This is a genomic window from Ligilactobacillus sp. Marseille-Q7487, from assembly GCF_949152225.1.
Lineage (GTDB): Bacteria > Bacillota > Bacilli > Lactobacillales > Lactobacillaceae > Ligilactobacillus.
Window position 1 is genome coordinate 914,098 of record NZ_CASCJC010000001.1, and the last position, 26,548, is coordinate 940,645.

The following is a 26,548-nucleotide window of genomic DNA, read 5'->3' on the forward strand; positions in this document are numbered from 1 at the left end:
AACTCTGTTTGTATCCTAGCCTTTTTTGAAGCTGTACACAAACAGAGTTTTTTAAAATTCATTTTCTAAGCTATCATAAGCTTTTTTAACCGTGAGAGCACTGATTTTTAGTTCTTTAGCACTCGAACAGATGGAAGATTGTCGTTTTCTTTTAGTGTTTCTTGACGAATCAAAGCTTTAATTTGATCGATAATTTGTTCATAAATAGGTACCATTATGGAGGTGTTAATGATGATTTTTAGTAATGAGTATTTAAAAATATAACTAACCTAAGAATTCAAAAACTTCTTTACGGTCATAAAGTTTAAAGATTTTTTCAAAAATAAGTTGTCCGATTAAAGCTGCAATAACAGGTACAACTAACCAACAAACAAGTACCATAATAACGTTTAAACCGGCATCAATTGAGGCTAACGGGCCTACTAAACCAACTAGACCAAAACCAGCCGAAGCAGATGTTCCAGAAATTGAAAGTAAAGCAACTGGAATTGCAGAGATAATAGCTGTAAAGAAGCAAGGAACTAAGATGATTGGTTTTCTAAACAAATTAGGCATCATCATTTTCATTGCTCCTAAAGCAATCGCAATTGTTACCCCTGGTTTATTAACTTTCCAAGAATTAACCACTAAAACAACTGTTGTAGCAGCTACACCCATAGCAGCAGCCCCTGCAGAAACGCCATTTAATTGAATAGCCAATCCAATTGCAACAGTTGAAATTGGTGAAATAATTAACAACGCAAATGAACAAGCAATTAAAATACTCATAAAAATTGGTTGCAAAGTTGTAAATGTGTTGATTCCATCCCCGATTGCTGCGGTAATCATTGTTACATATGGATAGAGGTAATAGCCGATTAATCCAGCACCAGTTCCAACAACAATTGGCGTTAGTACAATTGCTACAGAGCCAAATTTATTGCCAATTAACATGATTAAACCAACAGCAATGGCTGCAGTGATCATTGTGTTGATGATATCACCGGTCCCAGCTCCGATGAAAGCACCAGCTTGGGCATTAAACTTAACTACACCAGAGCCAACGAAAGCCGCACCACCAACAACCATCATTGGCATTGGTTGGAAACCAAATTGTAAAGCGATTAGAGCACCAATAATTAATGGAGTACCAATTTGGAAAATCAAAGCCATTTGACTAAGTGCGATAGCAAAGCTGTTATCACCAAAGAATTTTAAAATTGCGCCTAATACAGCATTAGGAATCAAACCAATGATGATTCCAGTAGCAGTCCCTGCCAAAACCTTATTTAAGAATAACTTTGGGGTTAATTTTTCGTTCATATAATCAATCCTCATTTATTTATTGTTAATTTACTTTGCGCCTAAGATTTGTTCTTTAGCATGAACCAATTGGGTCAAAAAGTCACAGTATGGGGTTGCAACGTTATATTTTTTACCTTTTCGCGAAACTGCTCCGTTAATATAATCAATTTCTGTTAAACGGTTGTTTTTAATTAAATCTTGGTGCATGGATGGAAAATGCATGCCAATGGTGGAAGCATCAAAGCAAGATTCAACATGTGCAATAACTTCTGCTACATCCAAGTTAACTCCTTCGCATTTAGCAACACTAGCAAATTCATTGACAATTGTAACAACCATATCATGTGCAGTTGAAGTTTGTCCTAATCCTGCCATATTAACATCTAAAACAGTACATAAACCATTCATCGTTCCATTAACACAAGCTTTGCGATAAATTGAGTAATGAATATTATCAGAATATTTAGCATTTAATCCGGATTCAGATAGGACAGCAGCTAATTTTTGAGCAGCTTCTTCTTGCCCTTTACCTAGATTTTGCAATTCGATTGAGCCATTTCCGAATAATTTAACTTTTCCTGGACCTTCCATTCCTGCAGTCCACATAGTATTTCCGATAAAGATTTTTTCCATTGGAACATATTTTTCAATAACATCTTCGTGACCAATACCGTTTAATAAGCATAAAACTTCAGTATGTTGTGCAATCAAAGGCTTGATATCTTGAAGCATCTGATCAAGTTGCATAGCCTTAGTAAACAAAATAATCAAGTCAGCATGTGTTTGTGCACTAACTTTTGATTGCAACATAATAGGTAAATTAACAGTGATGTCTTCACCATTGAAATTTGCCTTTAGCCCTTCTTTTTTGATGGCTTCAACATGTGCAGGCCAACCGTCGATTAAAGTAACTTCATTGCCTCCTTTAGCTAACATAATTCCAAAGCGACTACCCATGGCGCCGGCACCTGCGATTGCGATTTTCATAACAAACTCCTCCTCTAAGGAAATAATTGATTTTTACAGCAACATAAACAGTATGTTATACTCACTAAAAGTAAAATTTGATGAATATGTGCTGAATATCACAAAGAGAATTATAGCATTTTCTTTTGTTTTGTGCTAATTTTTCTATAGAAAAAAGCGTTATTTTAAGCCGAAAAATGCAAAAAAAATTTAATTATATTATAAAATTATTTTATATCAACTAAAAAACCTACTAGTTTTATAGTAGGTTTAAAAGTTATGCGCTTGATTGGTGTCTTTACGAACTAACTTCATTCTGTTTAATCGATGTTTATTCATGGCTTGGGTTAACTGTTCTTTAGACCATTCAGGGACAGGACTAAACTTGAATGTGATAAACATCTCAGTATCTTCAAAACGCACATTGGTTATTTCATCGATATTAACCCAGATGCCTAGTGCATTGTCAAAAAAGATTTCACCCACTTCGGGCAAATTATCAAACTGATCTGATTTAAATGATAATTCGGTTAAAGTTGGTAAATATTCACTAGAAAGATCGGGTGTGCCGAATTGTTGACCTAGACAATAGTAAACAACAGTTGGATTTGGGAGGTGTTTACCGACTACTTCAATTCCTAAAATATGTGTAATCACAAAGGTCGCCCCGCGATAATCAATGACTTCTCCTACACTAAGTGGATTTGTAGTTTGTCGTTTTAGACGAATGCTTTCAATCATCATGAACCTCCTTTAAATAATACTTATTTGTGTAATTATATCACGAAAAAACACTAATTAGAAAAAAAGAGTTTTTTTCTTTGCAATAAAAAAGACACACTGCTTGTCAGTGCGTCTTAAAAACAATTAAAGATATGAACTGATATCTTTAGCAATTAATTCAGCTGTTAAATGGTTTTGCGATAATAGTTGATCTTTACTACAATCAGTGAATTGTTTTTGTGCTCCGAATAATAAAACTTTAGTATTTGAAGTGGCAAAGAAGTGGGCTATTTTTTCGCCAAATCCACCAGAAAGACTTCCATTTTCGAGAGTTGCAATAACTTGATGTGTTTTAGCTATTTGATTGAGTAACTTTGCATCTAAAGAAGTTGCGGATTTAGGATTGATAATAGTTGGCTTTACACCAAAACAATCTTCTAATTGTTGAGCAGCCTTTTTAGCCAAGTCTAAGAAGTCACCTAAACCAATTAAAGCAATTTTACTACCTTCTTGTACAATGTCATATGAAATTTCATCATATGAATTTTGTGTAACAGCACCGCTATAGACAGGACCACTTGGTTTGCGAATTACGACAGGCTTATCACTTTGTGTTAAGGCCCAATCTAGCATACTTTGTAGTTCTTCTTTATTAGTTGGTGCTAAATATTCAATGTTAGGGATACTTGTAAGATAAGGAATATCAAACATTCCTAAATGTGTTCGTGATCCACCATTTATTCCACCATCAACGATTAGCACCACTGGTTGTTCATTTAGGGCCATATCATGTGAAAGTTGATCATAAGCTCTTTGTAAAAATGTACTACTTTGGAATACTACCGGACGTGCACCACGTTTAGCTAAACCAGTTGCAAATGCAATTGAATGTTGCTCTGCAATACCGACATCGACGTAATTGGTTGGATGTTTAGCTTCGAATTTCTTAAGGTTAAAACTTCCTGGAATAGCTGCAGTGATTGCTACGATTGGCATACCAGCAGCTACTTTTTGATCTAATTGATCTAAGATAACATCATTGTAAGTTTCTTGTGTTTGTGGATTGAGTAATTCGCCAGTTTCAAGATTAAATGCAGCACGCCAATGGAAAGCCATCTTATTTTCTTCAGCTAACTTATAACCTTTTCCTTTAAGTGTATTGATGTGTAAAACAATTGGATGGTCAATATCTTTGATGCTTTTAAAAGCATCAATCATGTCAGCCAAATTATTACCATCAGCAACATATTTGTAATCATATCCCATGGCAATAAATGGATTATTAGGATCTGTGCCATTGGTTTCACGCAATTTAGCAAGACCTTGATAAATTCCACCTTGATTTTCATCAATTGACATTTGATTATCATTGACAATAACAATAAAGTTTGAATTTAAAGTTGCTCCATTGTTTAAAGCCTCAAAGGCCATCCCACCACTTAAAGAACCATCGCCAATCAATGCGATAATGTTTTCTTTTTGATTTAAGAGATCACGAGCTTTAGTCATCCCTACTGCTAAGCTCACAGAAGTAGAGGTATGCCCAATAGTATAAAAATCATGTTCACTTTCATCTGGACTAGTATAACCAGAAACCTCATCATATTGTTCAGGATCTAAGAAACCATTTTTTCTACCAGTTAACATCTTATGTCCATAAGCTAGGTGGGATACATCCCAGACAATCTTATCTTTAGGAGAATCAAAAACATAATGGAAAGCTAATGTTGTTTCCATTATTCCTAAGTTAGGACCAACATGTCCACCGATTGCTGCATCTTTTTCTAAAACTAATTGGCGCATTTCGTTGGCTAATTGTTTTAATTGCTCGAGTGTAAAGTTTTTAATATCTTGGGGTTGATTTACCTGATTTAGTAAAAATTCAGGATGCTGATTCATTTTAATCACTTCCATATCAAAATATTTATTGTACAGTGACAATTATAAAAGTTTAGGGTTACTCTAATGCAACAAAATTTCCAAAGTGTCTAAGACGCCATCTTCATCGTTTGAAGGAGCAACATGCTTGGCTACCTTGAATACCTCTGGTAATGAATTAGCCATTGCGTAACTATGGTTAGCTAATGTCAACATTTCAAGGTCATTGCCTCCATCACCAAACGCTGCTAAATCTTTGGCACTTAAATTCCAACCTTTTAAAACGTGATTTAACCCCCAAGCTTTATTTAGACCTGGAATAATTAAATCAATTTCTCCATGTCCGCTAGAAGTAGCGACCGCATTGCCTGCGAGTTTGAGATTTAAATAATCTTGGTATTTTTGTGTTTGGTTTTTAGGTACGCTAAGAGTAAATTTAAAAAGTTGATCGTTAATTTGAGATATATTATCGATAACTTGTAAACGAGGACAAAAAAAGCCTAATCTTTCAATATATGCTTTATCTTGTGTTGCTAAAACATAAGCACTTTTTTTACCACATATTCCTACTTTAATTTCAGGTAAATCCGCAAGTGTAGCAAAAATTGTGTCTAAAGCACTTGCTTTGAATGCACCACAAAAGATTTCTTCTTGTCCGTGCAAAATATACGCCCCATTTTCTGCAATAAAGGTAATGTCATTCCAGTGATCGGGAAAATAAGAACGCAGTTGATAATATTGATTACCACTTGCAACGATAAACTTAATATTACGTTGTTGCATTTTATCAAATAAATAAGCGAATTTTGGCCGATTGTAATTTTTAACGGAATTTAAAAATGTTCCATCCATATCGACTGCAACAGCTTTAATCATGAAAAGTCACCTCTTTGAAATCATTTACATAAAATATGATAGATTATTTAAGATGAAATTACAATAAATACTATAGTTCGTCATCATTAATTTTCCAATGACGTTTTTGATTACGTTGCATTTTTTGAGCAATGATATCTTCTGGATCAATATTTAATTTATCACACATAAAGAAAAGATAAATTAATGTGTCAGCAATTTCTTCTTTAAGATGTTCTAGTTGTTTGTCGTCCAGTTTTTGAGAAGAATCTTGCCATTGAAAAATTTCTAATATCTCGCTAGCCTCTAAATTTACCGATAAAGCTAAGTCTTTTAGATTATGATACTTTTGCCATCCCCGTTCATCACGAAATGTAGTTAAAATCTTTAGTATTTCTTGATAATTCATAAACGCTTCTCCTTATTTGTATATAACAAATTTACATATTTCATTATACAATTTCTTTAATTTCTTCGAGTTTGTGAATTTCATAGGTTGGCTGAATAGTTGAATTGTTAGCAATTTGTGCTGGATTATACCAAAGTGTATCAATCCCCGCATTGATTCCTCCTTTAATATCTGATGATAAAGAGTCTCCAATAATAATTGCTTGATTAGGAACTAAGTCAAGTTTATTAAAAATATGTTCAAAAAACTGTTTTGTAGGTTTTTGATAACCAATTTCTTCTGAAATAAAGATTGTATCAAAAAATCGGTTGAAATGTGAATCATCTAAACGTTTATATTGAATGTTTTTATTTCCGTTTGTTACAATATGTAGTCGATAATTAGCTTTTTTAAGATCTTGTAGCAATTCTTTAGCTCCTTTGATCTGTTGATGTCCTTGAGCTAAAAAAGAAGTATACTGTTTTCCAGTAACAATCCCGTCGACATCTAAAGCTAAATGTTCTTTAAAAAATGTAGAAAAACGTTTTTCTAATAATTCCTTACGTGAAAGCGTCCCTAATTCAAGTTTTTTCCATAGACTTTGATTAAATTTTTTATAGTCTTTTTCCAGTTGTGGTGTCATTTCAAGATTATACGTTGCAAAAAGAAGCCTGAGAGCTTGAGTTTCAGTTGCTCCAAAATCAAGCAATGTATCATCTAAATCAAATAATAAATCTGTATATTTTTGTGTCATGTTATTTCCTCTTTTTAATTCATGATTAATTCGTAAGCTTTGCGTTTTGGATCGACAGGATCGTTGACGTTGATTACGCCGCATTCTTTAAAACCAAATTTGTTTAAAATATGTTGCATTTTAAGATTTCGTTCATGGGTATCAATACGTACACGTTTAAAATTTTGGCGACAAAGTGTTAATAAATTACTAAAGAAAAACTCATTGAGATGTAATCCGCTATATTTAAATGCTATTGCGACGCGATGAATCACCATATAATCCGAAGTTTGCTTCCAAAATCCATTACTGATTACTTGATAATTTGGATCTGGTCCAATTTGAAGAGTAGCCATCCCTGCTACCTCTTGATTAACGATTAAAACGTAGCATTGCTGTTTAGCAATATCGTTTTTAAAGTCCATTAAGGTTGGTGCTCCATTTTGCCATTGAGGACTACCATCTTGTTTTAAAATACTTTTAGCTTGTTCAAATATTTCCGAAATTTGCGCTAAATCAGCATCATTTGCTTTTCTAACGTAATAAAGTTGCATGTTATTTCCTCCTTTTTAAAGAAAAAGGCATCATCTAAAATTAGATGATCCCCTTAAGATTAAAAATCATTTTCAAAGAGCTTACGACTTAATTGAATTTCAGTTTGTGTTTGTAAACTATTTTCAAAGCAAACACTTCCAGCATGAGTATGGTCTTGTAATAAGTCTTTGACTTGTAAAACTCTTTTTAGTTCACGAGCTGCCCCATTACCACCATCGATGATTGCAGTATCAGGTCCCATGATTTCTTGAATTACACGGCGAGCAAACGGAAAATGCGTACATCCTAAAACTACAGCATCGACTTTTTGACAGTAAGGAGTTAATAAGTCTAAAAGATAAGCATGTAACTCAACAGAAGATGTATCTCCTTTTTCAATAAATTCAACGAGTTTAGAAGCTGGTAGTTTATAAATTGTCGCTTGGTTTGCAAATTGTTGTATTAGATCATTAAATTTAGCTTCTCTTAAAGTTAATTCAGTAGCCATCACTAAGATTTTAGCATGGGGTTTTAATAATGTCGCCGGTTTTACGGCAGGTTCAAGACCTATAATTGGTAATTCAGGATAAGTTAAACGTAACTTTTTAGCGGCTGCACTAGTGGCTGTATTACAAGCAATCACAATAGCTTTAACGTTTTGCTGTAAGAATTTAGTGACGATTTGTTGACTCAAATTTTGAACTTCTTCAACGGTCTTAGTCCCATAAGGTGCATTTTTAGAATCACCAAAAAAAATAAAGTCTTCATTAGGCATCAATTTATGCAGTTCTTTTAAAACACTGATGCCTCCTAGTCCAGAGTCAAATACACCTATTGGTTGTTTTTTGGTTAATTTCATAATGCTATATTTCCTAACGTGATTTTACATAATCTTGAATTCTTTTAGCCGCAGTCTTCAAGTCTTCCATTGATGCGGCATAGCTTAAACGTACATAGCCTTCCCCACCAGGACCAAAGGAAATACCAGGGATTAAAGCAACTTTGGCTTTTTGTGCCAATTCACGTACAAAATGCCAGGAATCAGTGCCAAATTTAGTAGGAATCTTAGCAAAAAGATAAAATGCACCGTCAGGACTTGCCATTTCAAAACCGACTTCTTCTAAAGCTTGTTTCATAAAGTCTCTACGTTTAATGTATTGTTCTTTCATCGCTAAACTATCATTTTGTCCATTTTTCATGGCTTCTAATGCGGCATACTGAACGTTATTGGTAGTTGCAGTTACCATGTATTGGTGTGCTTTGACAGCTTGTTGAACAAAATCCGTTGGAGCAAGGATAAAGCCCATTCGCCAACCAGTCATTGCATGAGATTTTGATAAACCAGAAATTAAAATAACTTGTTCGGGAATAAACTGAGCCAAAGAAACATGATTAGTATTATATGTTAGTTCTGCATAGATTTCATCACAAATTACCCAAATTCCAGCTTCTTTAAGCACTATTGCTAATTGTTCAAGTTGTTCTTTGCTATAAGTAACACCTGTTGGATTACTTGGATAAACTAAAACTAGTGCTTTAATATTCTTGTCTTTGTTTTGCGCTAATACTTCTTTAAGTCTTTGAGCAGTTAAAACAAATCCATCATCACTTGTATCGATTGTTACATAATCTGCATGATTAAGATTAGTAACCGGCATATAGATAGGAAAAATAGGTGTTGGAATTAGTACTGTATCTCCAGGATTTAAAATTGTTTGTAGGCTAGTGCTGATAGCTTCAGTAGCTCCAATAGTAGCAATAACTTGATTATCTTGATAATTTAAAGAATATTTTTGATTGAAATATTTAGCAACGGCTGTACGTAATTCAGGAATACCAGCATTTGGTGTGTAATGTGAGTAATCAGCTTGAATTGCCTCAATCGCAGCTTGTTTAATATGTTGAGGCGTATTAAAATCAGGTTCACCTAATGTCAGCTTGATAATATCAGGAATTGAGCTGACTTGAGTATCAAATTGACGAATATCAGAAACAGCAATTTCTTCAATTTTATGGTTAAATTTATTTTGTAAATTCATATGTTTCATCCTCATTAGTTCAAGTTAATTTTTATTATACTCTAATATAATGGTAAATGAAATGTTTTAACAAGTAAAAAAGAGCGTCAAAAGCGCTCTTTTTCAATAAAACTATATTGTTTTTGGTACTTTTTGGACGATTAAACAAACTAAGATTACTTTAATAATTGCTGGTAAAATAAATGGAACTACACCTGTTAATAAAGTTGCGGTTAAACTAATCTTTAGCACAGGAATCATCCATAAAGCTCCAAAAAATAGTTGTGTCAATGCCCCTAAAATATTGGCACAAAATAAAGTTAGAAAAGTTCTTTGTTTAAAACGTAAAATGCTAGCAGTTATCAATACATATAATAAGAAAGTTAGCAAATATCCTCCAGTTGGACCAACAATAATCCCAAAGCCACTACTGAAACTTGCAAATACGGGTACTCCTAAAATCCCTAAAAGTAAATAAGCAATAATAACTTCTAGTGCATAATTAACTGGTAGTAATGAAGCAACTAAACCAACAGCTAGTGTTTGTAATGTCAAGGGTACAATCGGCAATGGAATCGTTAATTGAGCACAAACAATTAATACAGCCAATAATATACCTGAGAGTGTTAGATAGCGTAAATTAAGTTTTTTCATTAATAAATCAACCTCTTTGTCTAAAAATGTATCCTTAATATACCCTATATCTGGTATTTTAGTCAACTTATTTTTAAAAAAGGTTAACAAAAATTGATTACAAATTTGTAATCATCTAGAAATATTAAGCGTCATAGGAAGCAACTTGAATCTTAGTATGTGGCCCAAACATTTCTATTTGTTGTTTAGTAGGCATTTTGTCTGTGATAAATATAGAAATATCACTGAGTGGGCAAATGCGATAATATGATTTATTTACAAATTTTTGATGTTCCGCCACTAGAATGACTTTACGTGCACGTTTAACAGCCATTCCAACAATTTGGGCATCGCTTTGATCTAAGAGGTAAACTCCATTTTCATCAATTCCAGAAGCCGCAATAAAGGCAGTATCAAAAACAATATCTTGGAGCTCTTCTATTGCTAAATTGGAATGAAAGAAACGATTTTCGTGATTCAATGTCCCACTTAAAACTTTAACTGAAACCTTATTGTGTTCTGATAACGCAATACAATTATCTAAAGAATGTGTCACAATAGTTAACGGCAAATTGATATTTTGGCATGTTTTTAAAAGAATTGTCGAAGAATCTACAAAATAAACTTGTTGTGGATGGAAATATTTAGTAGCTTCTAAGGCAATTTGGGTTTTTTCTCGCGTGAAATATGCTAAGCGACTTTGATAGTTAGGAACACTTCGACCAAAATTAAGTGGTAGAATTCCACCATGTGTGCGCTTTACTTCACCTCTTTTAGTTAATAAGACAATATCACGTCTGGCGGTATCTTGAGAAACCCCAAATTCTTGCATGATATCTTTAGTTGATAATTCTTGTCTTTGAGCTAGTAATTGCTTAATTAGCTCAATTCTTTTTTCTTGACTCAAAGTACGCATCTCCTCAATATCTAATCTATTACTCACTTATATTATACCGATAATTTTCTGTAAAAAAAAGTATTTGTAATGATTTGAGAAAAATAAAAAACGCACAAATGTGCGTTTTCATGATTATGCGTTAAAAGCTGCTTCCATTGGAGGAACAACTTGTTTTTTACGTGAGACCACGCCAGGTAAATCAGCTTTGTTATCAACTAATTTTACAGAAAATGCTTTTTCAACCATTTCTTGTGGTTCACCGATTACTAAAATACGTGTATTAGAATCTAAAATGTTTGTTACCATCAATAAGAATAAGTCATAGCCATTTGCTTGACTTTCTTTAGTAATAGTTGCACGTAAAGCTTCTTCGCGAGCAAAAACTTCATCCAAGTCAACTGTGTTAACTTGATTAATTCTAACAGTTTTTCCACCCATTTCAAATGACTTAGCATCAGCACTGATTAATTGTTCTTCTGTTTTACTTGCAAGATTTGTGCCAGCTTTAAGCATTGCCAAACCGTATTCTTCATAATCAACACCAGCGATTTGCGCTAATTTCTTAGCGATTGCAATATCATCTTCAGTAGTTGTTGGAGACTTGAAAAGTAAAGTATCCGAAATGATAGCAGAAAGCATTAAACCTGCTAAAGGTGCTGGAATTTCAATATTATGTTGAACAAATTCTTTATAAACAATGGTACTACTGCAACCAACTGGTTCGATATGGCAGTATAATGGTGCTGCAGTTTCAAAATTAGCAACACGATGATGATCAAGTACGTGTGTTACTGTAACATCTTTGATATCAGCAACACTTTGTTGTGCTTCGTTATGATCAACTAACATAACAGCTTGTACTTCTGCTTTAGCACTAGTAATCACACGTGGAGCATCTTGTTTGAAGTAATCAAAGGCATATTTGGTTTCTTCGTTAAGTTCACCTAAAGCAACTGCTTCAGTATCAGCTCCTAATTGATTTTGTAAATATGAATATGCTTTTGCAGCAACGATTGCATCTGTATCTGGATTTTGATGTCCAAAAACAAGTTCTTTCATGGATAAATAGCTCCTTAGTAATTTTTTAGTTTTAGTAACCGAATAAAATTATACAATGCACACTATAAAAGTGCAATTGAGTTTACTTAGGCATTAGTTTCTGATAAACGAGTAATATAGTCCTTTTCATTTAAATAACGATCAAAAGATTTAAAGAAGCTTTCGATACGTGGAATTTGTTCTTTACCTTTGCGGAAGACAAAAGATAAATCAAACTTAATTTCAGGATCAAATAGTGCTGTAAATACTTGATTATCAGTATTATTTGCTAAAACATAAGACATTGGTAAAGCAGTAAAACAACCTGTCTTAATCGCAAAATTAAAAATTTGATCAGGATCTGCAAAGTGAGCAACAGATGTTGGTTGATCAGTTAACCCTTCACAAAATACTTCACGAATGGTTTCGTTTAAATAATATTCAGAAGGATAGGTTACCCACTTGTTTGTCAAAGTATCTTTTAATTTAACTTTTTTACGTTTAGCAAATTTTTCGTTTTTATGAATAAAAATTAAATCTTCAGTTAAAATGCGTTTGCTTTCGTAAGGTTTCCAATTCTTAATACTTGAATCTGGTAAGTACATGATAGCGAGGTCAATCGTATTATTTTCCAAACGTTCCCAAATTTCTTTACGAGAAAGATTATAAGTAGAAATAGTAATATCGTTATGTTGTTTATAATATTCAACTGCAAAATCAGAAAAAATACTATATTCAACCGAAGAAAGAATTCCAATATTAATGTTACCTTGAGTAGCACTAGTAGATTGTTGAATTTCATCGGTAGCTTTATTTAAAGTTTCATATATTTGATGTGTAGCATCAAGCATTGTGTAGCCAGCATCTGAAAGATGTAATTTTTTACCCACTGAATAAAATAAAGGTGCCCCAACAGAGCGTTCTAATTTCTTGATTTGTTGAGTTAAAGCAGGTTGAGTAATCCCTAAAATCTGTGCTGCTTGTGTATAACTCATGGTTTCAGCCAATTGTAGAAAATAAGCTAAAGTCTTAGAAGAAAAAATACTTTCTTGTTGTGTTTTCATAAAAATCCCTTCTTAAAAAGTTTTTTATTCTTAAGATAAGTTTTTATAATCTTATCAATCCATAAAATAATAATACGATCAAATCATTTAAAATGGAATGCTTTTTTGAAATTTTAGCAAAAAAGTTATTATTAATTCGTAAAAAACTAATAATTGTCAAGAAAATTTGCAAAAAAATTAATCAATAAAAAAGTGAATCACTCACTAAAAAGAGTAATTCACTTGAAAAAACAGTCTAGCTTAACCAGTTTTCTGGATCTTCACGCCATTTATGCAATAGTTCGCGTTGGTCAGGACTTACGTAGTTTTCTTCAACAGCAGCCTCAATTAGTTCACCATAGTTAGTTAAAGTACTAAAGCTAACCCCGGATTGTTTAAAGTTAGCTTCGATAGAAGGAAGTTGATAACTAAAGATAGCACAAACTCCAACAACGTCAGCCCCTTCGTTTTTAGCAGCTGAAACGGCTTTTAATACACTACCACCTGTTGAAAGTAAATCATCGATAACAACAGTCTTTGCTCCTGGAGCTAAGACACCTTCAATTTGTTTTCCACGGCCATGATCTTTTGGTTTTGAACGAACGTAAATCATAGGTAAGTTTAATTCTTCAGCAACCCAAGCTGCATGTGGAATTCCTGCCGTAGCAGTTCCTGCAATCACTTGTGCATCTGGATATTGTTCTTTGATTAAAGCAGCAATACCTTTAGCAATTCGTGTTCTGATTTCCGGATAGCTGATAGTCAAACGATTGTCACAATAAATAGGACTTTTAATACCACTAGCCCATGTGAATGGTTCTTCAGGTGATAATTTGACAGCTTTAATATTTAATAAATCTTTAGCAACTTGTTTCATGCTTAATTTTCCTCCCATAGTTGTTTAACTAAATTATAAGCAGCAATTGGATCTTTGGCTTTAGTAATTGCACGACCAACAACAATGCCACTAGCGTGATTTTTAGCAGCTTGATCTGGTGTCATTACACGTTTTTGATCACCAACATCGCCACCAGCTAAACGGATTCCTGGTGTAACTCGTAAAAATTCTGGAGAAGTAGCAGCTAAAATGTCGCTAGCTTCATGAGCAGAACAAACAATTCCATCTAATCCAGCACTTTGAGCTAATTTTGCATAATTACGCACACTTTCTTCTAAACTAGCAGAAATTAATTGTTCATTTTTCACCATTTCTGGACTAGTAGAAGTTAATTGGGTAATAGCAATAATTTTAGCAAGATTCTTACCCCCAGAACCATCCAAAAGACCTTCTTTGGCTGCTTGCATCATTTCTTTACCACCAGCTGCATGAACAGTTGTTAAGTCAACCCCTAAGCGACCCAAAACACGCATTGCACTATATACTGTATTAGGAATATCATGGCATTTTAAGTCAAGAAAAATGTCATGGCCTGCTTCTTTAATTTCTTCAACCAAGCGTTGTCCTTCACTGTAAAATAATTCCATTCCGACTTTAACGAAAAGCTTTTCTTCTTTAGGAAATTTATTTAAAAATTCCATAGCAATAGAGCGTTTTGGAAAGTCTAATGCTATGATTGGACGTGAAATCTTATCCATGATGGGCCTCCTTGACTTCTTGACGAAGTTTTTCTAAACTTTCAATTTGTAATTCATCCATAATTTCAGGAAGTTTAGCAGCTAATTTAGGACATGCTAGCCAGTCTTTAAAATGAGCTGTCCCAACTTGAACTGCACTAGCTCCGGCTAAAAACATTTCAATAATATCTTCAGGGCTTTCAATTCCACCAACACCAATAATTGGGATATTAACTTCTTTAGCCACTTGATAAATCATGCGAATTGCCACAGGCTTAATACTACGTCCAGAAAAACCACCCATTACATTACCTAAAACAGGCTTTCTTGTTTTGATATCGATATGCATGCCTAAAAGTGTGTTAATCATGGTTAAACCATCAGCTCCACCTTCTTCAACTGCTTTAGCAATCTTAACGATATCTGTTACATTTGGTGAAAGTTTAACATAAACAGGAACTGTGGCTACTTCTTTAACCTTTTTAGTTAAGCTTTTAGCCACCTCTGGTACGGTACCAAAAGCCATTCCGCCTTCGTGTACATTCGGACAGGAGATGTTTAATTCTAAAGCATCAACCAATCCGCTTTGACAAAGTTTTTTAGCTACTTCAATATAATCTTGTTCGGTAGATCCGCCAACACTGCCAATCAAAGGTAATGTTGGATATTTTTTCTTTAAAGCTGGTAGTTTTTCACTAACAACTACATCAACTCCAGGATTTTGTAGACCAACCGCATTCAAGACGCCGTTATCAATAATAGCAATTTTAGGATCCGGATTTCCGTCACGCGCCTCTAAAGTAGTTGTTTTTACGATTAGGGCTCCTAATTCATTAAAATCGAATTTATTAGCACTTGGAATATCTCCAAATCCAAAGGTCCCACTGGCAGGCATAATTGGATTTTTTAAATCAAGTCCAGGTAATTTAACAGCTAGACGCTCAGGCGACATTGAGCTAACCTCCTAAAAAATTAGTTTAAAGTGAATCTGTTGCAAAAGAACGGTTTTCCAAAGCTTTAAGTAAGGCATCTGCTGTATTAAGTGATGTTAACAATGGAATATTATGTTCGATTGCAGTTTGACGAATGACAAAACCATCAGAGGTTTGTTCTAAATCATGTCCCATAGTATTAATTACCAAATCAACACTATCAGATGTTAAAACATGCAAAATATCTTCAAAACGCTCATCGGTTTGACCGATTTTGTTAACTGGAATTACATGTAAACCGTGTTCACGTAAGAATTTGGTTGTACCCTTAGTTGCTAAGATACGATAACCAATCTTAGCAAAACGTTTTGCTAATGGTAAAACAACTTCTTTATCAGTATTTTCAATTGTTAACAAAACACTGCCATCATCAGGTAATTTCATATTAGCACCGGCAAAAGCTTTATACAAGGCTTTTTCATAGGTATAATCACTACCCATTACTTCCCCAGTTGATTTCATTTCCGGTCCAAGATAGCTATCAACATCTGCTAATTTACTAAATGAAAAGACAGGTGCTTTAACATGGACTGTCTTACTTTCTGCAAATAAGCCAGATTCATAACCAAGTTCTTTTAGTGTTTTGCCTAAGATAACTTTAGTTGCAACCTGTGTCATTTCAATACCAGTAATCTTGCTTAAGAATGGAACAGTTCGACTAGCACGTGGGTTAACTTCTAAAACATAAGCTTCATTTTTATGAATGATAAACTGAATATTCATAATCCCCACACACTTCAAAGCCACTGCTAATTTTTTAGTAGCATCAACGATTTGATCTTTGACACTTTGGTCGAAACTTTGTGGTGGATAAACAGCCATCGAATCTCCAGAGTGAACCCCAGCATGTTCAATATGTTCCATGATACCTGGTAATAAAACATCGGTTCCATCGCAGATTGCGTCAACTTCGCATTCCATACCTTCAAGATAAGCATCAACAAGGATTGGATGATCGATTTCAGCAGGAGCATTTTGAGCTAAATATTCTTCTAATTCTGCATCGCTATAAACAATTTCCATAGCACGTCCGCCTAAAACATAACTTGGACGAACTAAGACAGGATAGCCGATTTCTTTAGCACACTTCAAAACATCATCATGTGTAGTAGCAGTTTTACCGATTGGTTGTTTTAAGCCTAATTCATTGATAACTTGATCAAACAATTCACGGTCTTCAGCGCGATCTAAATCTTCAACAGTTGTACCTAAAATCTTAACGCCATGAGCTTGTAATCCAGCAGCTAAGTTAATTGCTGTTTGTCCCCCGAATTGAACAATTACTCCTTTTGGTTGTTCTAATTCGATTACGTTTAAAACATCTTCTAATGTTAAAGGTTCAAAGTAAAGTTTATCTGAAATGGAGAAATCTGTTGAAACAGTTTCTGGATTAGAATTCATGACAATTGCTTCATACCCCATTTTTTGGATAGCTTTAACACTGTGTACAGTTGCATAGTCAAATTCAACACCTTGACCGATTCGAATAGGACCCGAACCGATTACTAAAACAGATGGTTTATCAGAACGAAGGCTTTCGTTTTCATCATCATATGAACTGTAAAAATATGGTGTATGGGATTCAAACTCGGCTGCACATGTATCAACCATTTTATAAACAGGAATAATACCATTGTCTTTACGCAATTGACGAATTTGATCTTCTGTTTGATTCCAAAGTTTACCGATTGTTAAATCACTAAAGCCATAGCGTTTAGCCATCTTCAAAGTGGCTAAATCGTTAATATTTTGGCGAATTTGTACTTCAAGTTCAGTAATATGCTTGAGTAAATCTAGGAAATAAACGTTAATCTTGGTTAACTCATGAATTTCTTGTAGACTGTACCCGCGACGAAAAGCTTCTGTTAAATAGAAGATTCTATCATCTTGAACGTGCATGATTTTTTCTTCTAATTGATCATCACTTGCTTGACGTGCATCATCTGAAAAGAGATCTTTTTCATCAATTTCAAGTGAGCGAATAGCTTTTTGAATAGCTTCTTGTGCATTACGACCGATTGCCATAACTTCACCAGTAGCTTTCATTTGACTTCCTAAAGTACGATCTGCTTTTGAGAATTTGTCAAATGGCCAACGTGGAATTTTAGCGACAACATAATCTAAAGCTGGTTCAAATTCTGCATAAGTTGTCCCTGTAACAGGATTAATAATTTCATCAAGTGTCAAGCCCACGGCAATTTTAGCTGCCATCTTAGCAATTGGATAACCAGTTGCTTTAGATGCTAAAGCTGAAGAACGCGAAACACGTGGGTTAACTTCGATGACATAATAATCAAAACTATTAGGATCTAAGGCTAACTGAACGTTACAGCCCCCTTCAATTTTTAAAGCGCGAATTAATTTTAAAGAACAATCACGCAACATTTGATATTCACGATCTGAAAGTGTTTGAGTAGGAGCTAAAACAATGGAATCCCCTGTATGCACACCAACTGGATCAAAGTTTTCCATTGAACATACGACCATCGCATTGTTAGCCGAATCACGCATTACTTCGTATTCGATTTCTTTAAAGCCGGCAATTGATTTTTCAATTAAACATTGTGTAGCTGGTGATAATTCTAATCCATTAGCCGCAATTTCTTCTAATTGTTGGCGATTATCACACATTCCACCACCAGTACCGCCCATGGTAAATGCAGGACGTACGATGACTGGATAACCGATTTCTTCTGCAAATGCGACAGCATCGGCAACAGTATTAACGGTTTTAGATGCAGGTACTGGTTCGTTTAAATCTTCCATTAACTGCTTGAAACGTTCGCGATCTTCCGCTTGATCAATCGCGTTTAACTTAGTTCCAAGTAATTCAATGTTTAATTCATCTAAGATACCCGTTTTTGACAAAGCGATAGCAAGATTTAAACCGATTTGTCCTCCAAGAGTTGGAAGTAATGCATCCGGATATTCTTGACGTAAGATACGTGAAACAGCATCTACAGTCAAAGGTTCAATATAAACTTTGTCGGCTACTTCTGTATCTGTCATGATTGTTGCTGGGTTTGAGTTAACTAAGACAACCTCATAGCCTTCTTCGCGTAAAGCCATGCAGGCTTGGGTTCCTGAGTAGTCAAATTCGGCAGCTTGGCCGATGATAATTGGGCCGGATCCAATCACCATAATTTTATGAATATCCGTTCTTTTAGGCATTAGCTTTATCTTCCTTTCTTTGATCAATCATGTGCATAAAATCATCGAAGAGATCGTCAGCATCATGTGGTCCGGGAGCTGCATCCGGATGGAATTGAACTGAAAAAGCAGAATATTTTTTATGGCGTAAGCCTTCTACTGTTCCATCGTTAATTTCTTTGTGTGTAATAATTAAGTTTTCTGGATCAACTGAATCAGGATCAACTGCGTATCCGTGATTTTGTGATGTAAAGGTAATTCGCCCAGTAGCAATTTCACGTACTGGATGGTTAAAACCACGGTGACCAAATTTCATTTTATAAGTGTCTGCACCATTAGCTAGGGCAAAGATTTGATGACCTAAACAAATACCAAACAATGGAAGTTTTTGTTGAACTTCTTGCACCATTGCAATTGCATTTTTAACAGTCTTAGGATCGCCAGGCCCATTTGAAAGTAACACGCCATCTGGTTGTAATTTGAAGATGTCTTGTGCAGTGGCAGTATATGGTAAAACAATTGTATTACAATCACGTTTAGCAAGTTCACGTAAAATACTATGCTTTGCACCATAGTCGACTAAAACAATATTCCGTTTACTACCTGGATTTGGATATGGTTTGCTAGTTGAAACTTGAGCTACAACTTGGTCATTAATCACGGTTGCACGTAATTGTTCAAATGCATGATCGTCAGGTAATGTATCTAATAAACTCCCTTTCATTGTGCCGTGAACACGTAAAATCTTAGTTAATTTTCGTGTATCAATACCACTAATACCAGGAATATTCATTTGTTTTAAGAAATTATCAAAAGAATCTTGTTGACGCCAGTTGCTCGATACACGTGCAACTTCACGACAAACAACACCTTTACAATTTGGTTCAATTGATTCGTAATCATCCAAAGTAACACCGTAATTACCAATTAATGGATTAGTAAAAACCAAGATTTGGTTAGCAAATGATTGATCGGTTACGGCTTCTTGGTAGCCGGTCATACCGGTAGTAAAAACAACTTCACCAGTTGTGCTTGTATCTGCTCCAAAGGCTTGGCCTTCAAAGATACTACCGTCTTCTAAAATTAAATAGCGTTTCACTATTTTTCCTCCTTTTGGTATACGATTTTGCCATCAACTAGAGTCATATAAGTTACACCATAAACATGTTGCCCTGTGAATGGTGTGTTTACCCCTTTAGATAAATAATTTTCTTCCTTAATTTCTTCTTCCAAACCTAAATCAAAAATAGCAAGATCAGCTGGTTTACCAGGCATAATCATACCCGCTTTTGACATGTTGAATTTCTCTGCTGGATTGATACTCATCCAATCAAGTAATTGTTCAAGCTTAAAAATCCCTGTTCTAACAAATTTAGTATAAAGTAAACTAAAGGCTGTTTCACTACCGGTAATTCCAAAAGCAGCATGACGCATATCACCGGTTTTTTCATCGATTGAATGTGGTGCATGATCAGTAGCAATCATATCGATTGTACCGTCAAGTAAGCCTTTAATCAGTGCTTGATGATCGACACTGCTACGTAACGGTGGATTCATCTTATAATATGGATCGTTTCCTGGAATATCATCTTCACATAATAAAAGGTGATGTGGTGAAACTTCACAAGTCACGTTAATACCATGAGCCTTAGCAATACGTATCAACTCAACGCTTTCTTTGGTTGACACATGACAAACATGATAATGTACACCTGTTTCTTTGGCTAATAACAAGTCACGTGCAATTTGTGAGGATTCGCTAATACCTAAAATACCAGGCAAACCTAATTCTTTAGCACGTTTACCTGCATTCATAACTCCACCAAATAATAAAGAGTTATCTTCAACGTGGGCCACAATTGCCATATTTAATTCTTTAGCAGCTTTCATTGCTTGATACATTGTTCCTGCAGTTTGAACGCCTACTCCATCGTTACTAAAAGCAAAAGCACCCGCTGCTTTCATACCAGCATAATCAACTAATTCTTCACTTTTTAGTCCTTTGGTAATAGCAGAAAATTGTTTTACATGAACAACGCCGTCTTCTTGATTGCGCTTGACCATTACTTGCATTTGTGCTGGTGTATCTGGGACCGGATCAAGGTTAGGCATTGCACAAACTGTTGTATAACCGCCATGAGCCGCTGCTTTACTTCCACTTTCAATAGTTTCTTTATAGGTAAAGCCTGGATCACGATAATGAACATGAACGTCAACTAATCCCGGGGAAACTAATTTATCTTGAACATCAATGATTCTTGTTTGTGCTGTGCTTGGTAAATCAGTCCCTAAAGCTTTGATTTTGCCGTCAACAATTAAAATGTCCATTTTGGTTAATTTTCCAGCTTGATAAACTAAGCCGTTTTTAACTAATGTTTCCATTAAGCTTTACCTCCTAATTTTCTACCGGCAATAACTGCTTCAAGCATTGCCATGCGCATGAAAACACCATTTTGCATTTGAGTTGCAAAGCGTGATTTTGGTGCTTCAACTAATTCTGAAGCAAATTCAACCCCGCGATTAATAGGACCTGGATGTAAGATAATTGCATCGTCTTTAAGCTTTTCATAACGTTTCTTATTTAATCCGTATTGAGCATGGTAACTTTCTTTAGAAAAATCTTTTTCATCACCAGCATGTCTTTCATGTTGTACACGTAAAAGCATCATAACATCTACTTGTTTTACTAGTTCATCCATTGATAAATATTGACCATATGCATCAAATTCTTCAGAATACCAATATTTTGGACCGGAAAAGAAGACTTGTGCGCCTAACTTGGTCAATAATTGCATGTTACTACGAGCAACTCTTGAATTAGTCAAATCGCCAACAATAGCAACCTTTAAGCCATCAAAATGACCAAACTGTTCATGAATAGTCATCAAATCTAACATACATTGAGAAGGATGTTGACCACTTCCATCGCCAGCGTTAACGATCCCCATTTGCATCTTTTGGTCAGGTTGTAACGTAATTAAGTCTTTATAGTATTCATTTTCAAAATGACGAATAACACTAAGATTAACTCCGATAGAACTCATTGTTAATAGCGTATCATAAAGAGTCTCCCCTTTATTAACGGAACTATGTTGTGGATCAAAAGGAATAACTGTTAAACCTAATTTACGTTCTGCCATTTCAAAACTAGTATGTGTTCGAGTCGAATCTTCAAAAAACATATTCGTAACGTAAACTGGTGTATCGAATTTAGGAACGGCACCGCCTTTTTTGAAGTATTCTGCACGTTCAATTAAGTCTAAAACTTGTTCATTAGTTAAATCTTTTACAGTTACAAAATGAGGTAATTTTACTGTTGTCATTTAAAAAAATCTCCTTAAGTATAAAATCACAAAATAAAAAGGTCTAAATCAAATATCTTTGATCCAGACCTTTGCCATGGTTAACTTGAATAGGCACGCAAATACTCTACAAGTTACAACCCTTTTGGCTCTCTCTGGAGTCATTTAAATGGTTGAATTATTTGGTTTTCTTTAATTCAATTCCATCTTTATTGTCAATTTCTTCAACATAAACTGCTATTTCTTCTTCAAGAGAAGTTGGAATATTTTTGCCAACAAAATCTGCACGAATTGGTAATTCACGATGTCCGCGATCAACTAAAACAGCCAAATTAATCTTTTTAGGACGGCCTTGATCCATTAATGCATCTAAGGCTGCACGAATGGTACGACCAGTGAACAAAACGTCATCGACCAAGATAACATGTTTATCATTGATATCAATTCCTAATTGTTCTGTTTTAACAATTGGTTCGCTTCCAACTTGACGATCATCACGGTACAAAGAAATATCTAATTCTCCGACAGGGATATTTGCTCCTTCTAGTTGTTGTAAGCGAGCGGCGATACGTTTAGCTAAATAAACACCACGCGTTTTAATCCCAACTAAAACAAGTTTGTCAATTCCCTTGTTTTTTTCAATAATTTCATAGGTAATCCGAGTTAAAGCTCGTTTCATTGCCATTGAATCATAAATTTCTTTTGTCATAGTTATTCCTCCTAGACGAGTAGTAGATGTTTTGTAAAACAAAAAACCACTTAGTCAACAAAACATCCAAGATGTAGACTAAGTGGTAGACAATTGTCTTTGATCCGAGCTCATTAAGACGCTGCCTTCTTAGCCTCACAGGACTAATTTTAAAGGATCTCTGTTATGAATAATTTACTTTATTTTACAGCTTTTGTCAAGTGTATCATGGCAAACTTAATTTTAATGTGATGCTAGTTTAGCTAGGGTGTTGGTAAAATATTCTGGTAAAGGCGCTTCAAAAACTAATAGCTCACCAGTCTTAGGATGAGTAAAACCCAATTTAGCAGCATGCAAGAACTGGCCTTGCCCAAGTAATGTTTTTTTAGGACCATAAAGTGGATCAGCTGCCAAAGGATGCCCGATATATTTTAAATGGACCCTAATTTGATGGGTACGTCCTGTTTCAAGAATGCATTTAACTAAGGTGTATTCTTGATAACGTTGTAAGACTTCTATATGTGTGATAGCTGGTTTTCCATTAGCAACCACAGCTTGTTTTTTACGATCCTTAGGACTTCTGCCGATTGGAGCATCTATGGTTGCACATTCTTCTTTTATATTCCCATGAACCAATGCAATATATTCACGAATATTGGTTTTGTCTTTAAGCTGTTGAGCCAACGATTGATGTGCGTGATCGTTTTTAGCAACCATTAATAATCCTGATGTATCCTTATCTATACGATGAACAATCCCCGGACGAAAAGTACCGTTAATCGTTGATAATGGACAATGATGCAATAAAGCATTAACTAAAGTCTTATCACTATGCCCAGCAGAAGGATGAACCACCATTCCTTGTGGTTTATTGACAACCAAAACATCATCGTCTTCATAAACGATATCTAAGGGGATGTTTTCAGCTATAAGATCCAATTGTTTTGGTTGTGGCATGTTGATTTCAATATAATCATTTGGTTGAACTTGATATTTAGTTTTAACAGTTTGTTTATTAACAGTAATCTGCCCGTCTGTTATCAATTGTTGAATTTGTGAGCGAGACAGTTCTGGCTTAATTTGTGCTAAAACCTTATCTAATCTACCTGTTTGTGTAGTAATTGTTACTGCAATCATTTGATATCTTCCTTTAACATAGCAATTAAAATGATTATTACCCCTATGGTTAACGCACTATCAGCAACGTTAAAAATTGGGAAATTAATAAAATCGGTAGCAAACATGTCAATAACATAGCCTAAACGAATGCGATCAAGCAAATTTCCAACAGTCCCTCCGATAAGTAAGGATAATCCTAATGCGTAAGGCCAATTATGCCAAAGTTTTTTGAACATATATGCCATGATAACTAAAGCCACAATGGAAATTACAAGGAAAAACCAACGTTGTCCGATAAGCATACTCCAAGCCGCGCCATAATTACGAATATGAGCTAAAGATAAAATACCAGGAACAAATGGAATGCTAGTATTTAATGGAATGTTTGCTACTACTAAAATTTTTACTAATTGATCTAACAAAACAATTGCAAACATCAATAAAAAATAAAGCGGCATTATATTATCACCTTTCTTAACCGTAAAATAATACAAATAATTATAACATAAAGCTCTTAGTTCAAACAAAAAAAGAATGCCCCAAAATATAGGGACATTCTTTTTTAATACAATCCTTGGACAGTTCCATCAGTTGCTAAATCAACAGATACAGCTGCTGGTTTTTTAGGTAGACCAGGCATCGTTAAAATATTTCCTGTTAAAGCAACGATAAACCCAGCTCCTAATTTTGGAACAAATTCACGAATATGAATCTTAAAGTCAGTTGGTGCTCCAATTTTTTTAGCATCATCTGAAAATGAATACTGTGTTTTAGCCATGCACACTGGCAATTTATCCCAACCTACTTTTTTAAATTCAACTAATTGTTTTTGAGCCTTAGGGGCAAATTCAACACCACTACCACCATAAATATTGGTAACAATTTTAGTAATCTTTTCTTCTAAAGAGTCATCAGATTGATAGAGTGGTTTGAAGTCTTGAGTCTTCTCACACGCTTGCATCACATTTTTTGCAAGTTCTAAGGCTCCTTGCCCTCCTTTAGCCCAAACATCAGCAATAATTGCCGTTGTGTTATCTGTTTTACAAAGTTCTTGAACTTTTGTTAATTCAGCAGAGGTATCTGAGCTAAAACGATTTAATGCAACAACAACAGGAACATTATATTGCTGCATATTCTTAATATGTCGTTGTAAGTTAGCGTATCCTTTAATAACAGCTTGTAAATCTTCTTGATCTAATTGCTCTTTTGATACACCACCGTTCATTTTGAGCGCTCTAATTGTTGCAACAATGACAATTGTATCTGGTGTTTTACCAAGGACTGGCGTCTTGATATCCAAGAATTTTTCGGCGCCTAAATCAGCTCCAAATCCAGCTTCAGTAATCGTATAATCTGCTAATTGTAAGGCTGTTTTAGTTGCTAAAACACTGTTACAACCATGAGCGATATTAGCAAATGGTCCGCCATGAATAATAGCTGGAGTATGTTCGAGAGTTTGTACAAGATTGGGTTTTAAAGCGTCTTTTAACAATACTGCAACTGCACCAGTAGCATTTAAATCAGCTACTGTAATCGGCTCTTTAGCAAAATTATATCCAATTACAATTCTAGCAATGCGTTTTTTTAAATCCTCGATATCGCTTGCTAAACATAAAACGGCCATTAATTCGGATGCTACAGTAATATCAAAGCCATCTTCACGCGGAACACCTTGTAAAGCCCCACCTAATCCAACAACAATATGGCGTAATGCTCGGTCATTAATATCTAATACACGTTTCCAAATGATTCTTCTTTGGTCGATTTGAAGTTGGTTTCCTTGATAGATATGATTGTCGATTAAAGCTGATAAAGTATTGTTAGCAGCGGTTAGTGCATGCATATCTCCTGTAAAATGTAAATTAATATCTTCCATCGGCACAACTTGTGCAAATCCACCTCCAGTTGCGCCCCCTTTCATTCCCATTACAGGACCTAATGAAGGCTCACGTAAACAAATCATGACTTTTTGGTCTAATTGCTTAAAAGCATCACCTAACCCAACAGTTACGGTTGATTTACCTTCACCAGCAGGCGTTGGATTGATAGCAGTTACAAGGATTAATTTCTCTTTGGTTTTGTTAGTTTTGTGCAAAGGAAGCTTAATCTTAGCTTTGTATGCTCCATATTGCTCAATTTCATCATTATTTAGTCCAACAAATTGTGCAACTTCTGTGATAGGCTTCATTGTTGCTTGTTGTGCAATTTCAATGTCTTTCATGTAACATCCTCCCGATAAAAAAGATAGCTATATTATAGCTTTTATTTGGATTTTTGTCATTAGTTTAATTAAAAAAAGCTATTCCGGTTAAGGAATAGCTTTTAAAAACGAACAATATGATTATTTATTTAAAGAAATGTAAAGTTTTTCTGCGGATTTAGGAGTTAGTAAAATATTATAGCTTCTGAATCTAGTGATTAACTGTAATCCATATTTGGTTTTTTTAACTTTATTTAGTTCATTTAAAGGAATTTCCTTATTATTAAATGAAACAACCGCACGCAACAAAAGTACTTGTTCATTTAATAAAACTTGTCGTCTCAAAATCTGAACTATACTTACTAGTACAAACAAAATGAATGTTAATGCAGTCCAAATTTGAAAAACAGTAATTTCAAGCCATAATAACAAACTTGATAAAAAAATCATTCCAGTAAAAGACCAACAAATAATAGAGGTAGCTAGGTCTGGTTGATAGTAAAATTTTTGTTTCAAACTCTAAACACCTTT

General features: G+C 34.6%; 26 protein-coding genes and 1 pseudogene. All 27 read right to left on the reverse strand.

From position 1 onward, the window contains the following. Positions 1-54 precede the first annotated feature (54 nt). A pseudogene (locus QM017_RS04575) lies at positions 55-215 on the reverse strand (GntR family transcriptional regulator); the annotation flags it as partial. A gap of 49 nt (positions 216-264) precedes the next feature. Beyond that, complete coding sequence (locus QM017_RS04580) at positions 265-1,302, reverse strand: PTS sugar transporter subunit IIC (protein WP_178198092.1); 1,038 nt, start codon at positions 1,300-1,302, stop codon at positions 265-267. Between the two features lie 30 nt (positions 1,303-1,332). Beyond that, positions 1,333-2,271: a 2-dehydropantoate 2-reductase gene (locus tag QM017_RS04585; RefSeq protein ID WP_178198093.1), complete on the reverse strand. Its 939-nt coding sequence runs from the start codon at positions 2,269-2,271 to the stop codon at positions 1,333-1,335. A gap of 249 nt (positions 2,272-2,520) precedes the next feature. Next, positions 2,521-2,991: a hypothetical protein gene (locus QM017_RS04590; protein ID WP_282708985.1), complete on the reverse strand. Its 471-nt coding sequence runs from the start codon at positions 2,989-2,991 to the stop codon at positions 2,521-2,523. Positions 2,992-3,117: 126 nt separating this feature from the next. Further along, positions 3,118-4,872 carry a 1-deoxy-D-xylulose-5-phosphate synthase gene (locus tag QM017_RS04595; RefSeq protein ID WP_282708986.1) on the reverse strand — a complete coding sequence of 585 codons (1,755 nt, stop codon included), beginning with the start codon at positions 4,870-4,872 and terminating at the stop codon, positions 3,118-3,120. A 63-nt stretch (positions 4,873-4,935) separates the two neighbouring features. Continuing rightward, positions 4,936-5,727 carry a Cof-type HAD-IIB family hydrolase gene (locus QM017_RS04600; protein ID WP_282708987.1) on the reverse strand — a complete coding sequence of 264 codons (792 nt, stop codon included), beginning with the start codon at positions 5,725-5,727 and terminating at the stop codon, positions 4,936-4,938. Between the two features lie 70 nt (positions 5,728-5,797). Continuing rightward, entirely contained in the window at positions 5,798-6,115 is a 318-nt protein-coding gene (locus tag QM017_RS04605; protein WP_282708988.1) for a nucleotide pyrophosphohydrolase, read from the reverse strand. Positions 6,116-6,158: 43 nt separating this feature from the next. Beyond that, positions 6,159-6,848, reverse strand: coding sequence for a YjjG family noncanonical pyrimidine nucleotidase (locus tag QM017_RS04610; RefSeq protein ID WP_282708989.1), 690 nt, complete (start codon positions 6,846-6,848; stop codon positions 6,159-6,161). A 14-nt stretch (positions 6,849-6,862) separates the two neighbouring features. Beyond that, positions 6,863-7,381 carry a GNAT family N-acetyltransferase gene (locus QM017_RS04615; RefSeq protein ID WP_282708990.1) on the reverse strand — a complete coding sequence of 173 codons (519 nt, stop codon included), beginning with the start codon at positions 7,379-7,381 and terminating at the stop codon, positions 6,863-6,865. A gap of 59 nt (positions 7,382-7,440) precedes the next feature. Further along, positions 7,441-8,220, reverse strand: a complete 780-nt coding sequence (gene murI / locus QM017_RS04620; RefSeq protein ID WP_282708991.1) for a glutamate racemase — start codon at positions 8,218-8,220, stop codon at positions 7,441-7,443. Positions 8,221-8,233: 13 nt separating this feature from the next. Beyond that, on the reverse strand, positions 8,234-9,400 hold the full coding sequence (locus tag QM017_RS04625; RefSeq protein WP_282708992.1) for a pyridoxal phosphate-dependent aminotransferase: 1,167 nt from the start codon (positions 9,398-9,400) through the stop codon (positions 8,234-8,236). 111 nt (positions 9,401-9,511) lie between these two features. Further along, positions 9,512-10,033 carry a biotin transporter BioY gene (locus QM017_RS04630; RefSeq protein WP_282708993.1) on the reverse strand — a complete coding sequence of 174 codons (522 nt, stop codon included), beginning with the start codon at positions 10,031-10,033 and terminating at the stop codon, positions 9,512-9,514. A 124-nt stretch (positions 10,034-10,157) separates the two neighbouring features. After that, positions 10,158-10,919: a DeoR/GlpR family DNA-binding transcription regulator gene (locus QM017_RS04635; protein ID WP_178198103.1), complete on the reverse strand. Its 762-nt coding sequence runs from the start codon at positions 10,917-10,919 to the stop codon at positions 10,158-10,160. A 123-nt stretch (positions 10,920-11,042) separates the two neighbouring features. Further along, complete coding sequence (locus QM017_RS04640) at positions 11,043-11,969, reverse strand: manganese-dependent inorganic pyrophosphatase (protein ID WP_282708994.1); 927 nt, start codon at positions 11,967-11,969, stop codon at positions 11,043-11,045. Between the two features lie 86 nt (positions 11,970-12,055). After that, positions 12,056-13,012, reverse strand: a complete 957-nt coding sequence (locus QM017_RS04645; protein ID WP_282708995.1) for a LysR family transcriptional regulator — start codon at positions 13,010-13,012, stop codon at positions 12,056-12,058. A 235-nt stretch (positions 13,013-13,247) separates the two neighbouring features. After that, the gene (gene pyrE / locus QM017_RS04650; protein WP_282708996.1) at positions 13,248-13,868 is read right to left on the reverse strand and encodes an orotate phosphoribosyltransferase; all 621 of its coding nucleotides are present in this window, start codon (positions 13,866-13,868) and stop codon (positions 13,248-13,250) included. A 2-nt stretch (positions 13,869-13,870) separates the two neighbouring features. Beyond that, positions 13,871-14,587, reverse strand: a complete 717-nt coding sequence (gene pyrF, locus QM017_RS04655) for an orotidine-5'-phosphate decarboxylase (RefSeq protein WP_282708997.1) — start codon at positions 14,585-14,587, stop codon at positions 13,871-13,873. Next, entirely contained in the window at positions 14,580-15,518 is a 939-nt protein-coding gene (locus tag QM017_RS04660) for a dihydroorotate dehydrogenase (RefSeq protein ID WP_282708998.1), read from the reverse strand. Before QM017_RS04660 ends, pyrF begins: the two co-directional genes overlap by 8 nt. A 25-nt stretch (positions 15,519-15,543) precedes the next feature. Then, positions 15,544-18,729: a carbamoyl-phosphate synthase large subunit gene (gene carB, locus QM017_RS04665; protein ID WP_282708999.1), complete on the reverse strand. Its 3,186-nt coding sequence runs from the start codon at positions 18,727-18,729 to the stop codon at positions 15,544-15,546. After that, a complete protein-coding gene (locus QM017_RS04670; protein ID WP_282709000.1) occupies positions 18,722-19,807 on the reverse strand; it encodes a carbamoyl phosphate synthase small subunit in 1,086 nt (361 codons plus the stop codon). The genes carB and QM017_RS04670 overlap by 8 nt, the downstream gene beginning before the upstream one ends. Then, on the reverse strand, positions 19,807-21,090 hold the full coding sequence (locus tag QM017_RS04675; protein WP_178198111.1) for a dihydroorotase: 1,284 nt from the start codon (positions 21,088-21,090) through the stop codon (positions 19,807-19,809). The genes QM017_RS04670 and QM017_RS04675 overlap by 1 nt, the downstream gene beginning before the upstream one ends. Then, a complete protein-coding gene (locus QM017_RS04680; RefSeq protein ID WP_282709001.1) occupies positions 21,090-22,031 on the reverse strand; it encodes an aspartate carbamoyltransferase catalytic subunit in 942 nt (313 codons plus the stop codon). Before QM017_RS04680 ends, QM017_RS04675 begins: the two co-directional genes overlap by 1 nt. Positions 22,032-22,188: 157 nt before the next feature. After that, positions 22,189-22,719: a bifunctional pyr operon transcriptional regulator/uracil phosphoribosyltransferase PyrR gene (pyrR, locus tag QM017_RS04685; protein ID WP_178198113.1), complete on the reverse strand. Its 531-nt coding sequence runs from the start codon at positions 22,717-22,719 to the stop codon at positions 22,189-22,191. Positions 22,720-22,941: 222 nt separating this feature from the next. Continuing rightward, a complete protein-coding gene (locus QM017_RS04690) occupies positions 22,942-23,835 on the reverse strand; it encodes an RluA family pseudouridine synthase (RefSeq protein WP_282709002.1) in 894 nt (297 codons plus the stop codon). After that, complete coding sequence (lspA, locus tag QM017_RS04695; RefSeq protein ID WP_282709561.1) at positions 23,832-24,275, reverse strand: signal peptidase II; 444 nt, start codon at positions 24,273-24,275, stop codon at positions 23,832-23,834. Before lspA ends, QM017_RS04690 begins: the two co-directional genes overlap by 4 nt. A 104-nt stretch (positions 24,276-24,379) precedes the next feature. Further along, a complete protein-coding gene (locus tag QM017_RS04700) occupies positions 24,380-26,038 on the reverse strand; it encodes a formate--tetrahydrofolate ligase (RefSeq protein WP_282709003.1) in 1,659 nt (552 codons plus the stop codon). 120 nt (positions 26,039-26,158) lie between these two features. After that, positions 26,159-26,533 carry an EbsA family protein gene (locus tag QM017_RS04705; protein WP_178198117.1) on the reverse strand — a complete coding sequence of 125 codons (375 nt, stop codon included), beginning with the start codon at positions 26,531-26,533 and terminating at the stop codon, positions 26,159-26,161. Positions 26,534-26,548: the final 15 nt, after the last annotated feature.

Excerpts from the sequence above, each read along its gene's own strand:
- pyrE (WP_282708996.1), bottom strand. The coding sequence starts at position 13,868 with ATGAAACAAGTTGCTAAAGATTTATTAAATATTAAAGCTGTCAAATTA.
- QM017_RS04590 (WP_282708985.1), bottom strand. The coding sequence starts at position 2,991 with ATGATTGAAAGCATTCGTCTAAAACGACAAACTACAAATCCACTTAGT.
- QM017_RS04605 (WP_282708988.1), bottom strand. The coding sequence starts at position 6,115 with ATGAATTATCAAGAAATACTAAAGATTTTAACTACATTTCGTGATGAA.
- lspA (WP_282709561.1), bottom strand. The coding sequence starts at position 24,275 with ATGCCGCTTTATTTTTTATTGATGTTTGCAATTGTTTTGTTAGATCAA.
- QM017_RS04700 (WP_282709003.1), bottom strand. The coding sequence starts at position 26,038 with ATGAAAGACATTGAAATTGCACAACAAGCAACAATGAAGCCTATCACA.
- murI (WP_282708991.1), bottom strand. The coding sequence starts at position 8,220 with ATGAAATTAACCAAAAAACAACCAATAGGTGTATTTGACTCTGGACTA.
- QM017_RS04585 (WP_178198093.1), bottom strand. The coding sequence starts at position 2,271 with ATGAAAATCGCAATCGCAGGTGCCGGCGCCATGGGTAGTCGCTTTGGA.
- QM017_RS04690 (WP_282709002.1), bottom strand. The coding sequence starts at position 23,835 with ATGATTGCAGTAACAATTACTACACAAACAGGTAGATTAGATAAGGTT.
- carB (WP_282708999.1), bottom strand. The coding sequence starts at position 18,729 with ATGCCTAAAAGAACGGATATTCATAAAATTATGGTGATTGGATCCGGC.
- QM017_RS04625 (WP_282708992.1), bottom strand. The coding sequence starts at position 9,400 with ATGAATTTACAAAATAAATTTAACCATAAAATTGAAGAAATTGCTGTT.
- QM017_RS04675 (WP_178198111.1), bottom strand. The coding sequence starts at position 21,090 with ATGGAAACATTAGTTAAAAACGGCTTAGTTTATCAAGCTGGAAAATTA.
- pyrF (WP_282708997.1), bottom strand. The coding sequence starts at position 14,587 with ATGGATAAGATTTCACGTCCAATCATAGCATTAGACTTTCCAAAACGC.
- QM017_RS04640 (WP_282708994.1), bottom strand. The coding sequence starts at position 11,969 with ATGAAAGAACTTGTTTTTGGACATCAAAATCCAGATACAGATGCAATC.
- QM017_RS04660 (WP_282708998.1), bottom strand. The coding sequence starts at position 15,518 with ATGTCGCCTGAGCGTCTAGCTGTTAAATTACCTGGACTTGATTTAAAA.
- QM017_RS04600 (WP_282708987.1), bottom strand. The coding sequence starts at position 5,727 with ATGATTAAAGCTGTTGCAGTCGATATGGATGGAACATTTTTAAATTCC.
- QM017_RS04610 (WP_282708989.1), bottom strand. The coding sequence starts at position 6,848 with ATGACACAAAAATATACAGATTTATTATTTGATTTAGATGATACATTG.
- QM017_RS04680 (WP_282709001.1), bottom strand. The coding sequence starts at position 22,031 with ATGACAACAGTAAAATTACCTCATTTTGTAACTGTAAAAGATTTAACT.
- QM017_RS04615 (WP_282708990.1), bottom strand. The coding sequence starts at position 7,381 with ATGCAACTTTATTACGTTAGAAAAGCAAATGATGCTGATTTAGCGCAA.
- pyrR (WP_178198113.1), bottom strand. The coding sequence starts at position 22,719 with ATGACAAAAGAAATTTATGATTCAATGGCAATGAAACGAGCTTTAACT.
- QM017_RS04595 (WP_282708986.1), bottom strand. The coding sequence starts at position 4,872 with ATGAATCAGCATCCTGAATTTTTACTAAATCAGGTAAATCAACCCCAA.
- QM017_RS04645 (WP_282708995.1), bottom strand. The coding sequence starts at position 13,012 with ATGAAAACACAACAAGAAAGTATTTTTTCTTCTAAGACTTTAGCTTAT.
- QM017_RS04580 (WP_178198092.1), bottom strand. The coding sequence starts at position 1,302 with ATGAACGAAAAATTAACCCCAAAGTTATTCTTAAATAAGGTTTTGGCA.
- QM017_RS04630 (WP_282708993.1), bottom strand. The coding sequence starts at position 10,033 with ATGAAAAAACTTAATTTACGCTATCTAACACTCTCAGGTATATTATTG.